Raw genomic sequence first — 16,378 nt, 5'->3', positions numbered from 1 at the left:
TGATTTTATGTGAAAAACGTCTCAAATTTGAAATCAACCGCTTACGAAACGCCAATGAATTAACGTAACGCATATTTTCAAAAGGGAACTTTTGCTAGATTAGCGAAAAATTCAAGGATGTCCTTTTAATGAAAAACCTTCATAAAATCGCGAGTTTAGAGCTAGGGCGACTGATCGCTCTGTTTGCGATTATTGCTTTGCATTCTCAAATCTTCATGACGTATTTATTAGTCGATGATGTTCCCGTTTTGGGTTATGCTTTTAATCAATTAACCCGTTTTGCTGTTCCCTTCTTTTTTATTCTTTCTGGTTACTTAATTCAACCTAAGTTATCAACATCACCGTTCAATACGCTTAAGCATTACTCATCACCATTAATCAAAATCTGGCTAGTTTGGAGCCTATTATGCCTAGCAATGCCATTTAATTGGCAACGAGTAGCAACGGATGGGTATTTGGCTGAGCGTACAGGCTATTGGAATTGGTTAACTCAAAACCCTCTAAATGCCTTAATGGAAGGTGGGATGGTGCATTTATGGTTTATCCCTGCACTGGTTATCGCAGTTACAATTACCGCAATAATCATTCATTTTAATAAATCGTCTTTGCTTATTCCTGTTGCAGTTATCTTGTATGCTTATGGTGTTATGGGCGGCAGCTATCAAACATTAACTGAAGTATGGACGCCCTTCTTTACTCGTAATGGTCCTTTCTTTAGTACATTGATGGTTGTGATTGGTTTTGAATTGAGACGCCGTAATATCTCCCTATCCTCAACTAAATCATTATTATTACTGATTGTTGGTTTAATCATTCACTTTAGCGAAGCATATTGGTTAACAAAATTTGACATCCCTTTTAACTTGCATGATTTCTTAATCGGAACCCCATTAATAGGTATAGGGTTATTTTTATTTTTATTATCAAAACCAAATTTAGGAAATCATCCGATAACCTTTAAATTAAGCAAACACGTTCTTGGTATTTATGTATGCCATCTACTCTTTGTCGTTGTTTTCTTAAATATTACTGGAATGATGGGGCTTACTTTGGCAATGAGAGACTTTGTGATTGTATTTGGGACAGCAACGCTATCTACCTTATTTGTTTTAGGGGTAAATAAAACGCCATTAAAGCGAGTGTTATTTAGATAAACGACCCCATAAACTTAATGAGCCGTTTATACTGACCTTAAGCGGCTGTAATGATCTAATCGTTCAGGACACCTCTATAAGTTTTAGTAATTATGTCACTAGCGGTGAATATGGATAAGGAAAATACACGTAGAACGTTTACTCTTGAATATAAACAAGATGCCGTTAAATTAGTTACAGAGCAAGGTGTTATGGATTTATATATATCAGCATGAGTGGAAAAAGGGAATGTTGGGATAACGCTCCTACAGAGCGTTTTTTCACAGTATCAAACACGAACACTTGAATGATGAAATGTTTAAAACTAAAAAAGAAGCGAAGCTAAGTATTTTAGATTACTTGCCGTATTATAATGGCTGCGGCCCCATACCGCTAATGGGTATTTGTCACCGCTCCAATACGAGAAAGAAACACGATATCTAGTGTCCGCTTTTTGTTGACCATTACACTTACTCATTGGTTAATGGCTTAATATCCTTGTCTGGTAAATTCCCCTCTGTAAAAACAACAAATGCTCGTCGGTTAGCTGCATTTGCTTTTAACGATCTTTCTTCAACAATAGGGGATTTTTCACCAAATGATTTCACTTCCCAAACAAACTGATCGGGATCAACCTTGGTTTTTAAATATTCTTGCACTGCTATTGAACGCATTTTAGCTAATTTTTCGTTGTAGCTAAGTGAACCTTGATAATCAGTATGACCTGCAATTAGAATTCGGCCTGTTAGCCCCTCTAATTTTAATGCCAATTTATCTAACTCTATCTTATCTTTATCCTTCAATATTGATTTATCAAAATCAAAATGTGATGCCATTGTCGCATATACTTTTCGTTTCGGTTCAGGTGGTAAACAAGCTGGATTAGTTTCTATACCTACGGTTTGCTCAAAAACTAAATAAGCACGTCGATTCGCCGCATTTGCTTCTAGACTCCGACCTTTAGCTATTGGCTGTTTTTCTCCATAAAACTTAACTTCCCATTCATAATTGTTTACTGGTAACGTTTTTAATAAATACGCTTTAATGGATTCAGCACGTCGACGAGATAAATCTTCATTATATTTGATCGAACCTTGATAATCAGTATGACCAACAATAGCAATGCGCCCTTTAAGTTTATCTATATTAGCTATAAATTGATTCAAAGAGGCATAATCCGTCTCTTTTAATTCAGATTTATCAAATTCAAAATGCTCAGCCACAGCCACTTGTATTTCCCGTTGTGGTACCAAACACTCAGCAATCAAAAATTTTTGAACTCGTTCGTCATATTTATCTACATTCTCTTGGCTTACATAAGTTTCTGTACTACAACCAAAAATAGAAAGTAGGCTTAACCCTAACATCCAATGTTTCATATCTACACTTCTCATATCCTAAATCTTACCTATGAGGTTAATGAAGACCCCACTCGCGTTATAGCCATCATCATTCGTTAAATTATCATCAAAATTGGAAAAGTTATAACCTACCCCGATTTTAAAGTTCTCGGTAACGTATTTATTAAAAGAGAGTAAAGCCCCTTCTTCTAACTCATCATTTTGAGTATCGACTTTCCAATGATATTCGCCCGTTACATCCCAGTTTTTCATTATTCGGTAAGAGGCGCTAAGACCAGTAAGGTAAATTTGGCTATTTACATCAACACCGACACCTGATGCTCTATCAAACCGTTCAAATTTATCTTTATATGCGAACTTAGTACCAAGATCTAAATTTGCATCCCATGAGTAAATCGCTTCTGTTTCCACAATATGGCTTTCAGTATCAGAATATTCGACATCGCGGTTTAAATTATCAAAATCAACCAAGTAGGTATAACGAGCTAATAGGTTTAATTTATCATTATAAATAGGTCGATAAGCAAGACCAATGCTTGATTCAATAAAGCGTTCAAGTAATTCGTTATTCGTATCATTCATCGCTTTAGAGTAATTAAATTTACCAAATAAGGTATATTCTTCCGTTAGATGGTGTGTATAACTATTGGTAGTTACCCATTGTTCAATTTTTTCATTTGTCTCTTCAGTTTTATCTACTCGATACTCAATTTTATGCTTTAGAACGATGTAATCGAGATCCAAACCAATATTAAAACTAACAGCTCTTCGATTCACGATACCCGTAATGGTGTTTTCAGGATCATCGCTATAATCAATCTCCCCCTGTTGATAAGCAATTCCAATATCAATATCATCGGTAACTTCATTATCAAAACCAAAAGAATCAACTCGACCTTTTCCGTTATTTTCATTAACAAACTGGTTTTCTTGGTAGAAATCAACAGAATCCGTCAATGTTGCTCGTTGACCTAAAATAACGTTGTTTTGGTCTTCATAATTATCATCAACATAAGTAACATAAGTTGAATAATCGTTAGTTACATCATAAGTAACGGTTGCTTCTGCGGCATCTCCTCGGCTCCCGACGGTATAGGCACCACCAAGACTCAAGTCATCTAATACGCGAGTTTCTGCACCAACAGTGACACTGTCGTTATCATCATAAGTTTCAGTGGCATCAACAGTTTTTTGACCTTTAATATAAACGCTGTTTTCGTTATCCCAAAGATATTCAACTTTTGCACCGGCAAGGTTACCCGTGCCTGATTCATTGTTTTGATTCAATTCTTTTATGTGTTTACCAGCAAAAGAAACTTTAATATTTTCAGTCACTAAAATTTGTGTTTCAACATCAATTTGCTCTGTATCTGTTTCTAACGTGCCATCAATTTCAGTTTCTTCCATTGATGTAAATCGAGTAGATACTTGAACCCTATCACTAACTTGTAAGCGAACTTCGGTTCCATAAGACTCTTGTTCAAGATCGTCAGTTTGGCTCGCGTATGAATAACCCGCATCTTTTGATTTGTACCAAGCTTTCACATCATTACCAACTGCACCGAAAAGATCTGGGGCTAAATCATAAAGACTAACGACACCAAGAACTTGAATATTATCCCCTTCACGATCATCATCACTTACGCCAGACGAAATTGGTGTAAATGTTAAACCACCATCAAAAGATACAAAGTTACTGTCAACTTGTGTTCCTTGCGTTCGACCAAATTCCGTCTTTAAATATGTTCCTTCTGTTGCTCGTAACGTTAGATCTGTTGAAAATAACTCATAGTTTTGTGTGTCTTTTTCTTCTGATGCGTAGGTAGCACCAACGCCAATATAATCATTTAACCATCCTTTAACTCTTCCACCATAGACCATTGCGTCAAGTGCATCACTTCCACTCGGTACATATTCATAATCAACCGCTAAATAATTTTCATAGCCACCACGAGGAGAGTCATCAATCACTGAACTGAAACTATCAGAAACAATATCAGACAGTGGTTTTGTGAGTATTATTCGTCCTTGATATTCATCAATTTCATAATCACGACCAGATTGTAGTGATATTTCATTTTCAACAATACCACTGTCTTTGTTCATTATTTTTATAGATACTTTATCGCTTCCAGGAATTACTTCACCATGCTGTAAGAAGTATAATGAGCCTCCAGTACCAAGAAATTCATCATGTGCATATAATGAATCTGATTGCGAAGCAAAGCCGACGACATTTAAGCGATCCTCTCCAAATTTTGTTGTTGACCGAGTACGATAATCACCTTTAAAACCATATAAGCTCCGATTGTAATCAGCATTATCTGTCCCAGTTACACCAGTATTGAAATTTCCCCATAAATACTGGGACTTGTCATATTGAACATCTAAATATACCTTACCTTTTGTATTTACAATTTTTTGAATGTTAGCCCCATCGCCATAATTTCCATACATCATTTCATCATCGCCATCGACGATATCAAAAACAGTCGAACTATCATTTGCAGCAAAGGGGCTTTTAAACATATCTTTTATCGCGTTTTCTTGAGTATCTACATGAGCGACAACACGTAATTTGTCGCCAAATTTACCTTGACCAAAATAAGCGATTCTACCTTGGTTATAAATATCCTTTACGTATTGATCATTGACCTCAAGAGCACCAGCACTACCTCCAACATGATTTTTTCCTACATAAAAGTCAGCTAAACCAGCTTGCGCATAATAAGTATCTGGAATACGGGCATAAAGAGAGAAATGGCGTTCTTCTCCTGAATCAAAAATAACCGTTGTAGGAAAACGATACGCGTCCGTTGGAAGAAATATCTCTGCATACAACTCCCCTTCGAGAACATCAAATTCATCTTCACCAATAATAACCTTATCAACCCCATTTAAACCAGTTCCGATAAACTTAGCCAAACCAGAGGACGTCGGTATATTCTGACGCATTAATGTAGAACGACCAAAACTATGACCACTTGTTGATTCGTTACTATTTTTGTCAATAGATAATTCTTTATTCGGACGTACAGTATCGACAACACCTAGCGTTGTGACATCCATATTTCCATCTTTGTCCCACACTTTTAATCGAAACAGCAATTGCTGCCCAAGCTTAAATCTGTAATTAACGTCTGTTGAGCCGTCCCATTCAATATCGGTACTGTTTGCAAGCTTTTCACCTTTCATCACAGCTAGAGGCTGAGACAGGTGGCGATCAGCACCACGATATACTTCAAGCTGCCAAGAGCTAATGTAATAACTGTAATTAGTGTCAACGGAAAAGTTTAATGGGTTAATAAGTTTCCCGTCGTCGACTTCAACTTCATCCGTCGCGCTTAAATCTAAAACAGGATTAAACTTAGTAATATCACGACTCGCCCAGATGGCCCCCTCATCTAAATAAATACGAGAACTGTCTGTTTGCTCACGAACATCCACTGAAATATCCATCGCGTTGGAATCCAGCTGTTGTAAGTCATCTGTTTCTTTTGCTAGCGTCATTAATGGGAATACATACAATGCATATAACGTTGCATGATTCTTATTGAATAACTTCATACATCTCCTAATAACTTCTTTATTTTTATAGTTTTGAGTTATTTATTTTTGAATACTAAAATTAAATTTCGTTAATTGATTCGGGGAAATTCTTAATACTTTCGGGTTTTCACTAATTACTTTCATTCCTGTCGGTAATGAATCCGTGTCAACTTTAACTAAGAATTGTTTTCCCTTATTATTAAGAACCCATTGATCGGGTACGTGGTAACGCCCATATTCATCAGTTTCAATAACGATACCTTCAACCGTAATCAATCTTACGCCTGGAATACCATCCTCATAGATCCCCATATTTTCAATGACAATTTCCCATAAATACTGGTTATTATCCTTGTATAGATTACGAGTTATTTTTAAATTTTCTGCGGAAAGCCCATCTTTTTTGTTTCCAGTATGATCTATGCTTATCACACCACTTTTACTGAATGAGATATGAGAACCGTCAGTCGTTGTTACGGTAAAATCGAATTTGTCTTTATTTTTTGTCGCAAATTGGACAACCGCTATATTTCCTTCAGGTAGCGTTCTGTTTCTCGATAAGCCAAATAGATGATCAATGACAATACTTTGATTAATAGGAACAATGCCTTTTTCTTTTAGGCTTTCTTTTTCACCTTCAATTTCTATCGTCGTAGAACCCGTGACGTAATGACTATGATCGATATTAGCGGTTAATTTAATATCAAAAGCGGTTGCATCAGCTTGATATCCATCCCCATTATTATCTTCAAAAACTTTGCCAATAATCGATGCCGTATCGAATAACTTATCGGGTGTAATTTCAACAGTCGCACTACTCATGTTCGATTTGATCTCTAACGGTCCTGTTGTCATTCCTTCCGCAGGGGTCATTGCATAAGCGGTATTGACGTATTGACCAAATGTAGTACCTACTGTGGCTCGTAATAGATAACGGACCCTGACATTTTCTTGCACGGTTGAACCACTCGATCCATACGCAAGCATATCGCCGATAGAAAATGATAAAACTTGAGTTACTGCTGGCTCTTGATTACTAAACACGTCATCTGCCGTATCAAAAACACCATCAGGACCACTGTTTGTAACTTCTGTCGAATTCTCAACATATTGGAAACCTGATGGATATCGGTCTTCTAACTTGACACTTTTAAATTCAGCTTCATTATTATTTTCGATAACCACTTCATACTCAACGACATCTCCTACCTGAATGGAGTCTTTAAGTGCTTGTTTTGTTACCTCTAATTGACCTTCATTATCTGCAAATTTTTTCACATGAACTGTCACGCTATCTTGAGCGGTTTCTCCACCAGGTGCTGTTGCGATAAACGTATTCGTAATATTATCATCAAGCCCTTTACCTATTTTTCCTACAACGGTAATAATAAATCCGTTACCTTCATACGCTTTTAAGGTTTGAGTCGAATTAAGATCAATCGAATTTTCGGTCGTCACTACTGATAAACCAGGAACTTCTTTAATCGTGGTTGTCCATTCAGTAAATAAAGGGTTTCCATTCGCTCCTTGAAGCGTCGAAATTTCATCAACTAATTGAACACCCGATACATCCGATGAGCCTCTATTAGTCACCGCCAGCGTGTAAGTGATTTCATCATCATCGTTTGTGTATTCGCTTTTATCTGCAATTTTCTTTACAACAAGAACAACACTTTCTGGTTGCAATACGGCCGTAGAATCAATGCTTGATATACCATCATTCATTGTAGCTGTATTGCTGATTTCCCCTAATGCTTTGGGATTTACCACCCCTTTAACAACAAATTCAATCGTTGCACTAGGTGCTAAGTCGACAACAACATCGATATCATCCCCGATAGGAAGTGAGTTAATCGTTGTCGTATCGTATTTATCATCGTAAATATGATAATCAATACTCCATGAACTAAAGGCTTGTTCTGTGGTACCAAAAACGGTGTCGACTTGTAGATCGGTTATTAAATCAGTAATTTGAATATTTTGTGCGAAGCTTGCAGCATCATTTACTAATGTAATATAAAATTCTGATTCTTCCCCTGCTATGTATGACCCCTCTTTTGAGCCATCCTTAAGTGTTTTATTGAAGGTTACTTTTTGATCTTCAGGTTTAAGCTCTGCTTCTTTATCAATAGATACACCATCAAACTCCATCGTTGCCGTATTTTTAATGACACCAATTGCATTTTTATTAACGTTTCCACTAATAGTAAATGTCACAGTATCTAGTGGAGCGAGATCTATATTTACATCAATATCTTCGTTAAAAGTTGAACGTGACCTTGTAATTACCGTATCAGAATCTAATACTTCAACATCAAGAATCCAAAAATTAAAAGCGGATTCTGTTGCTCCGTCGATAGTTTCAACAGTAAGACCTGAAATAATATCTTGCAGTTTTATATCGTCTGCAAAGCCATTAGTTTCATTTGTTACCGTAAGAACATAATCAGAAACTTCACCAGGGGTATAAAACTCAACAGGCGCTTCTTTTGTTAAAGTAACCGTAGGTATTATAGGAACACTTATCGCTTCTGCTGTATGTATAACACTATCTAACTCAACGGTAACAATGTTTTTAACTTCACCATGAAGATTATCCAAGAGTTGACCGCTCGCAATAATAGTCACGGTATCATTAGGCGCAATTTCAATTGTGCCATTAATATCATTATTACTAATGACCGGTATAACTGAATTTCCCGTTGAAGACGTCCCTATAATATCAATTGAATTAGGAACAAATGCAGTGACGACTGAACCATCAATAGTTGTACTTTCTATGGTCGATAAGAAGTCGGTTACTTTTACGTCTTTTGCCCAAGCTGCCGTCGTGTTTGTTATTTCAATCGTATAAGTCAGTGTATCGCCAGCCTCATATATTGGTTTATCTACGACTTTTGTTACGACTAATGCGGCCTCCTCTGGTGTATACGTGGCTTGTGCTGTTTTTATATTTCCATCACTGTCTGTGACAACAACTTCATTAGTAATGTCACCCATTGCTTTGTCATTAACCTTACCTTCTAAATGTAAGTTAACCGTTTGCATTGGGGCAATATTGTAATCAATGGCATAACCATTTGAACCTGTAATTTCAGTACCAGCAACTGGCTGAGTCAATGACGGATCAGTACCGGTTACAACGACATCAGTTATATCCCACTGTTCAAAAGCTTGGCCTGATAGTGCTTGTGCTGCAAAGTCAGTTTTAATATTATTAACTAAATCAGTGATATTGACGTCAGTTAAGTAACCTGAACCAATATTCTCAACCGCCACATCAAACCCTATAGACTCTCCTGGTATATAGGTTGCCGGTATGTTAGTTGTCGTTTTAGTCACTGCTAGCTCTCCTTTTTCAGGAACAACGTAACCCACGTTAACACGATAGTTATTACCATCAATTTCAACAACATTCGTGAATTCACCAATAGCATCTTCGCGAATAACCCCTGTAACGATAATCTCAACTAAAGTTCTTGTTGAATCGGCATTTTCACCCGCCATTTTGATCGTTGAGTTAATATCTCCAGAAGTGGATAATGTACTAATATCTGTGTAACTAGGCGCAGAATCATGATCTCCATCAGAAACTATACGAGAATCAATAGACCAAGAATCTAATGCCGGCTGCATTGAACCGTCTGCGGTCTCGACTAGGAAACTCGAAATATCATCGATAATGGCAACTTCAGAGTTTGTATCTGAATTATTAAGAATTCCTATTGTATAATTAATGACTTGCCCTGGTGTATACGTACTGATATCTGATTGTTTTGTCGCTAGAATTTTTGCTGTACCTGCATTTAATATAATGGCATTAGTCGTATCACTATTGATCGTGGCTGTATTTGTTATTGAACCAGTGGCTGGCCCAGCAACTAACGCACTAATCTCAAACACTACGGTATCCGTTGGCATAAGATCAAAGGTCGCATTTAAATCACCAGTACCATTATAATTACCGCTAATCGAAAAACGAGCAGGCCTTGGGTTTTCAATTAAGTTAACACTATTTGAAGAAAATGCAGTTACACCATCCGAGGTATTAATCGTACTAATAAGATCTTGGATCAATACATCGTTAGCAATACCTTCCCCTTCATTGGTTACCGTGATCTGATAAGTCACCTGACCATTAGGGTTATACTCGCATCCTGTTCCTGTATTAGAAGGGAATGAGCAAGAGTTACCGTCTGCGGTTGTATTAGTCACGACTTTTTCAAAGACCAATATAGGGTCTGTCGGTGGAATAGTACTGGTGGTGACACTGTCGGTTCCACCAATGGCTGTATTCCCGTCAATAATGCCAACCGCATCTGTACGAATCTCACCCGTTATTGTAAATGTAATTGTTTCCATCGGACCTATATCAAGACCATCTGCTTCTTGAATATCTAAATCACTGCTAGGATCATAATTTAGAGTCTTAGTATCTACGTTTAAATCTAGGCCCCTTGTGATAACGTGACTAATATTTGTATTAATGAATGCAGGCTCTATATCTCCACCTATTACTTCAACGGTGATATTAGAAATTAGATCTTGTATTACCGTATTGTCATTCCATACTGGTTGATTGTTATTCACTGTAAATTGATATTCTACGACATCCCCAGGTTTATAAGTGTCACCATCGCTATAAGGGTTACCATCAATAGAGATAATCTCTTTAGATACTTCTAAATTTGATGGGTCAACATTAAAACGAACCGCTGCTAAATCGCTAGAACCATAAGTCGGAACCACTCTAAAATCATCTAGAGTCTCCTCACGGATTTGAGACTCCATAACAAAATCGATCCACCCTCCAGGTGCAATAGAAACAAATGGCAAATCAATATCAACATTGTCTCCTCCAACAAAATCACCAATGGATGTCATTGGTTCATCTGAAGTTGTCGCGGTAACTTTCCAACCGGCAGGTTCATATACTGCACCATATTGACTATCAGGCTGGCTTGTTAACGTTTGAGCTAATTTAACTTGTAAATCAGAAAATTTTTCAACTAATGCATTACCGTACTCAAGACCATTACCAGTATTTTCCAAACGTAAGTGATAGACTGCTTGTTCACCATCTACTGTATGGTTATACGTCGTTTTTCTCGTCGATAAAGAAGTGTCGGTATAACCTAAGTGGGTTGTTGTTAGATTAACCGGTAACATAACTGAGCGATCTGATGTTACTTTGTATTCATTATCGATATCAGCTTTATTAAAAAAACTGCCCACCGCCTCTTTTCTAATGTGTGCTTTAATGGTGTAACGCACAAATGGCTGAAGTAATGTTGAACTTGTTGATGCTAAGTCAAACTCTGTATCTATGTCTTTATTATTTTCAACAGTACCAGGGTTAGAGAGCGAACTTGCATCTGATTCAGCACTAATAGACCAAGCATCAAAAGCGGTACAACTAACCGTTGTTCCACTGGTTAAATCATAACACTCAGTTTCAATCTCGCTGATTTCATCAACAATAGAGATGTCATTTAAATGCACATTATTATTATTACGAATTTCAATTTGATACTCGATAAACCCATTAGGCTTATAACCATCTAATCCACTTGGTAATACCGTTGTTCCATCAGTATCATAATAAGCAAGGATCGTTTTTTCATACTCAAACTTCTGAGTATTAGGTTTTGAGAGTGCACTGACTTGATCACCATTGACGCTAAGTATATTGTTGATTTCCCCGACGGCGTAAGGGCTGACAGTTGCAGTAACAATATATTCGATGGTTGCATCCATTGGTATCGATGCGTTAGTATCAATATCTTCACCATCTTCAACCGTACCTATTTGAGCATTGCTTCCTGCGGCACCACCAATGACTTCGGTTGTTATTGTCCAACCAGGTTCAAACGCAGGGCCTGTTGTTCCGTCAATTAATTCGACTTCTACTTTTGATATTTCGTCCAAAACAGGAATATCATACGCGTTCCCATTTCCATCATTAGTGATCACCAAATGATAAGTTAAAGTCTCGCCTGGTTCATAATTAACCTCATCTGTTTCTTTAGAAAAAGTTAAATGATATTCATTCGGTCTTAATGTAGCATCTCCAATCTCAATATTACCAATGGCATCGTCTCTAACAATCCCTTCAACCGTATATAAAACATAGTCACCCCCAGCAACATCAATGGTTGTATCTATATTTTCATTATCTTGTACGATACCATCCATCGTACCATCCGTTGTTCCTAAAGCACCGTCACTATCTTCTTTTTCAACCTTTACACTAAAAAGTTCAGAAAATGGATTGCCATATGTCCCATCCATTAATTGAACACTTAACCCTTTAATATCTTCAAATATTTCATGGTCGTTTAAGTAGCCAGTAGTAGAAGAAACTTTAATCGTATACGTTAAGGTATCACCAGGGGTGTAGTATTGTTCTACATTCCCATTAACATAAAGCTCACGCTCTGTCGCTGAGCCTTGCCCAACACGCTCATTGTCATGGTGTGATACATGTGATTCTTCCGTAACTTCACCATAATCACGATAAACATAAGCATCATTCGACAACAAATTAGTAAGTACACCAGAAGTATTATTTGATCCAACAAAGTTATCTTTTACTCTGGCTTTTATTTGAAATACTTTTGCTTCTAAAGGGTTTAAATTAAGCGTCGTTGACGACCCAACTTCAGGATAAACAAAGTTATCGTTGTTTTGATCACCAAACTCGGTTTCACCATCTAATTTAATTGACCAATATTCAAATGGAGATTGATCATTATCATCCTCAAAATAACCATCTTTATCATTCGCTAATACCCCTTCTATATCTGCCATTAAATCAATAACAGTTAAATTATTCGCCGTCGTTGTTGAGCTGTTGTTATATAACGTAATACTGTAAGTGATATCCTCTCCTGGTATCACTTTTACTTTATCTGATGTTTTTACTATAGAAACATTAAATCGGCTGAGTAAAGCATCTTCTCCCAATTCAGCCGTCGAAGAACTTTCAGTATTTGTTGCAGGATCGAAAGTTTCAACAGTGTTAGATATTTCTGAAAGAGAGTAATCATCTTTAACGATACCAGTGACTTTATATGCCACATAACCCATACCATCGTAACCGCCAGCAGACTCTTTTGGGTCAATATCAACTTTTGATTGAATGTTCCCACCATCTGGCCAGGTTGATTTATCATCTGCGTAACTTCCTGAACTTGAGTGGCTATCCGTAGACGATTCGATTACCCAACCAGCTTCAAATACCCCCAGTCCATTGATATCATCAAAAACATCAACATCATTTGCAAAACCTTCGCCTTTATTAAATACATAAATATCAAAAACGACCTCTTCACCAATGACAAAATTATCGTTACTCGTTGTTTTAGTAACAAACACATCTGGATCTTTATATCTAACCCATGCATTATCAGAGTCAGATTCACCGTTATCTGGTGTTGTTACTGTCGCTATATTATTAAAGCTACCCCAGACAATTTTATTTTCATCTGAGCGATCAATATTCGCGACGATAGTATAGATAACTTCAACATTAGGAGGAATTTGAGCTACGGTATCTAAGTCTTTATTATCCTCCGTAACACCAACATCAGTGGCAGCGAGTAAATCTTCCTGCTCTTGAGCAGACAGATCTGACGCATCAATTACATTAACTTCATGAGTTATCGTCCAATTCATAAATACAGGCATAGGCGTGTTATCGGGTTCTAACATATCTGCTTCAATAGCTGATATTTCATCAGTCACATTGACATTAGTTGCATAACCATTAGATTTATCATTACCAACAACAAGTTGATAAGTTACTGTCTCTTCTGGTTTTGAATAATAGGTTTGCTCACTACTAAACGAAATTGCATTATCAACCTTCACTCGTTTTTCGATTGAAACTGCAAAATCTTTAGGCACAGAAGCTCTGTCTGCAATTATACTTTCATCAACAGTAACGAGATTATTAATTTCACTATTCGCCGTTGGTATTGTTCTTGCTATTATTTTATAGGTTACGATTGTTTCGGGTTCAATGGTTGCTTTCACATCTAAAATGGTTGGGGAGGTTATAGCGCCTGTAATCCCTGTATCTGTAGAACTGGCAACAGTCCCATCAATTTTTTCTGCGCTCGCCGTAATCAGCCAAGAAGAATAAGCAGGAACACTATTTCCATAAATATCCATAACCATAACTGACGCAAGATCATCAACTACCGGTATTTGATCAGCAAAACCGTCTCCATTATTCGTTACTTTAATGGTATAAGTTAATAGCTGCCCTGAAGAATAATAGTGAGTATCCACATCTTTTGTTACACTAAGACTATCATCAGGCATCTGAACACCAGTCCCTGATTCTGAAACATCATCACTACATAAAAGACCGTTATCAAGAATCAATCCTATACTAGAATCACTGACAGTCGTTGTTAGTTTATAATTCACTTGCTCACCGGGAGCTATATCCGGTGATATGGTTAAATCTCCAGTTTGAGTTGCACCGTAATTAAAGCTTCCTGCATCCGTACCTTCTATATCTGACCCATTAACAACATCTAATTTCCACGAACTAAAAGCACTCCCTTGTCCTTCTCCTCCAGCCTGCTCGCTTTGAATACAAGATAACTTATCAACAATAGTTAGATTATTCGCAAAATATTTATCCGATGTATTATTAACAGTAATATCATAGACAACTTCTCCTCCCGGAACATATTCACTCTGGGTTGTTGTTTTTGATACTGTTATTTCAGGATCACTTAAATTTAAAACATACTCAGGATCTACCACTCCTGAAATAGTATTAATTGGATCTGCCAATGAACCATCAGCTTTAAATACGCTTGCCGTTACATTTTCAATTTCACCAATAGTAGCGGGAGTTACTTTAGCCGTAATTACATAGCTAATTTCTTCTTCTGGGTATACTGACACAATGTCATCAAAAATTTGATCAATCACTTCTCCACTTGTATTCAAAGCAGATATTGATTTACTTCCTATCGACGTGACTTTACTGGTCCAAGTAATATAAGGATTAGAGATCACATCTGAGCTATCGTATTGATTTTGATCTAAATTATTCCCTAAATCAGAAATAAGATCATTAATATTATGTTGAACTTCATAATCACTAGCGATACCTGTACCTGTATTTTTAACAGTGAGATTAATCTGCATCTCATCATTTACGAGATAGCTATTAGTGCTTTCAAATTCATGTAATGTGATATCTAACTCCCCGATAGCTGGAGGCGTAATTAATTCATTACTATCTACATTCCCATCTTTAGTCATTGCATTAGCTGAGGTGACAATGTCACTTATAAGGCTATCTGAAACTACCGTTTTTATTGTGTAAATAATGCTTCCACCCACATCGATGATGGCATCAGTTACCGATAAATCACCTGACGTTGTAAAAACACCAGCATTAGATTCGACACCATTAGTTGTTGCGCTAATTACGACACTGGAAAAATTAGAGCTCGATGAACCATCGATCGATACACCATCAGGAAGAGAATCAAACAATTGATCAATAGAGAGATTTTGAACTTTATAATCGCCAGTATTACTTACTTTTAATGTGTAATCTAAAGATTGGTTAATGATATAATTTGCTTTATTTACAGATAAATCCAAATCGTAATCATATGGTACAGGAACAACAACAACTGGAGTAGAATCAATAGTTTCTGTTGGCGATATTAATGATGGCTTAAATTCAACGGTAGCCATAAGTGATATATTTTCAGTTATAGTCTGAGCAGTTAACGCATCAATGGTATAAGTTAACGTCCCGCCACTTCTTAGGCTTGCTCCAGTAGCATTTAAGTCGCCTGAAGAAGCGTAGTTACCTTGATTAGATAAGAATGTTGCTGTTCCTGATATTGATGTCGATTGAAATGCATTTTCTGTTCCGGAAGTAACGGACATAAAATCAGCTATAATTGATATGTCATCAATCGTACTAGAACTTGTATTTGTTACGATGACGTCATAAGTAACCGATGTATTATTTTCATAAACTGCCGAATCCGTAGTTACCGTAACAGATAGATCTGCTGCAAGTGTATTTAAAGTAATAAAAGAACTAAATATCATTATTAAAAATGTATTAAATCTATAACTATTTAAATATGAAAATCGCGTCATTATCAGTAAACCTAAACTATTTAAAACACAGAACGGGGTATTAATGCATAAATTAAAATTAAAATATAATTTATGTACTTATAAACCCTATTTACGCCAGACATTCAGAAATAACCTACAATAACCATAGGTCATTTCCTACACAATGGTAGTTGTAGTGTATAAATATAACGTCTCAATATTGGT

Annotated in this window: 4 protein-coding genes and 1 pseudogene; 2 read left to right on the top strand and 3 right to left on the bottom strand. The window is 36.7% G+C overall.

The annotated features are described in order from the left end of the window. Nucleotides 1-128 precede the first annotated feature (128 nt). Nucleotides 129-1,154 (top strand): acyltransferase family protein, encoded by a 1,026-nt coding sequence (locus A6E06_RS05440; RefSeq protein WP_065593192.1) that lies wholly within the window; start codon nucleotides 129-131, stop codon nucleotides 1,152-1,154. 264 nt (nucleotides 1,155-1,418) lie between these two features. Further along, nucleotides 1,419-1,577, top strand: a pseudogene (locus tag A6E06_RS20200) (hypothetical protein); the annotation flags it as partial. A 26-nt stretch (nucleotides 1,578-1,603) separates the two neighbouring features. On the opposite strand, the gene A6E06_RS05435 reads toward A6E06_RS20200, so the two are convergent. From A6E06_RS05435 to A6E06_RS05425, 3 genes are read right to left on the bottom strand one after another with little or no spacing between them, the layout of a single operon-like run. Further along, nucleotides 1,604-2,527 carry an OmpA family protein gene (locus tag A6E06_RS05435; protein ID WP_065593193.1) on the bottom strand — a complete coding sequence of 308 codons (924 nt, stop codon included), beginning with the start codon at nucleotides 2,525-2,527 and terminating at the stop codon, nucleotides 1,604-1,606. 3 nt (nucleotides 2,528-2,530) lie between these two features. Continuing rightward, entirely contained in the window at nucleotides 2,531-6,061 is a 3,531-nt protein-coding gene (locus A6E06_RS05430; RefSeq protein ID WP_065593194.1) for a hypothetical protein, read from the bottom strand. Nucleotides 6,062-6,103: 42 nt separating this feature from the next. Continuing rightward, complete coding sequence (locus A6E06_RS05425; protein ID WP_065593195.1) at nucleotides 6,104-16,192, bottom strand: DUF11 domain-containing protein; 10,089 nt, start codon at nucleotides 16,190-16,192, stop codon at nucleotides 6,104-6,106. Nucleotides 16,193-16,378: the final 186 nt, after the last annotated feature.

It is taken from the genome of Aliivibrio sp. 1S175, assembly GCF_001690985.1.
GTDB lineage: Bacteria > Pseudomonadota > Gammaproteobacteria > Enterobacterales > Vibrionaceae > Aliivibrio.
The sequence above is the reverse complement of the archived record's forward strand: the minus strand, read 5'-3'. Positions and strand labels throughout refer to the sequence as shown.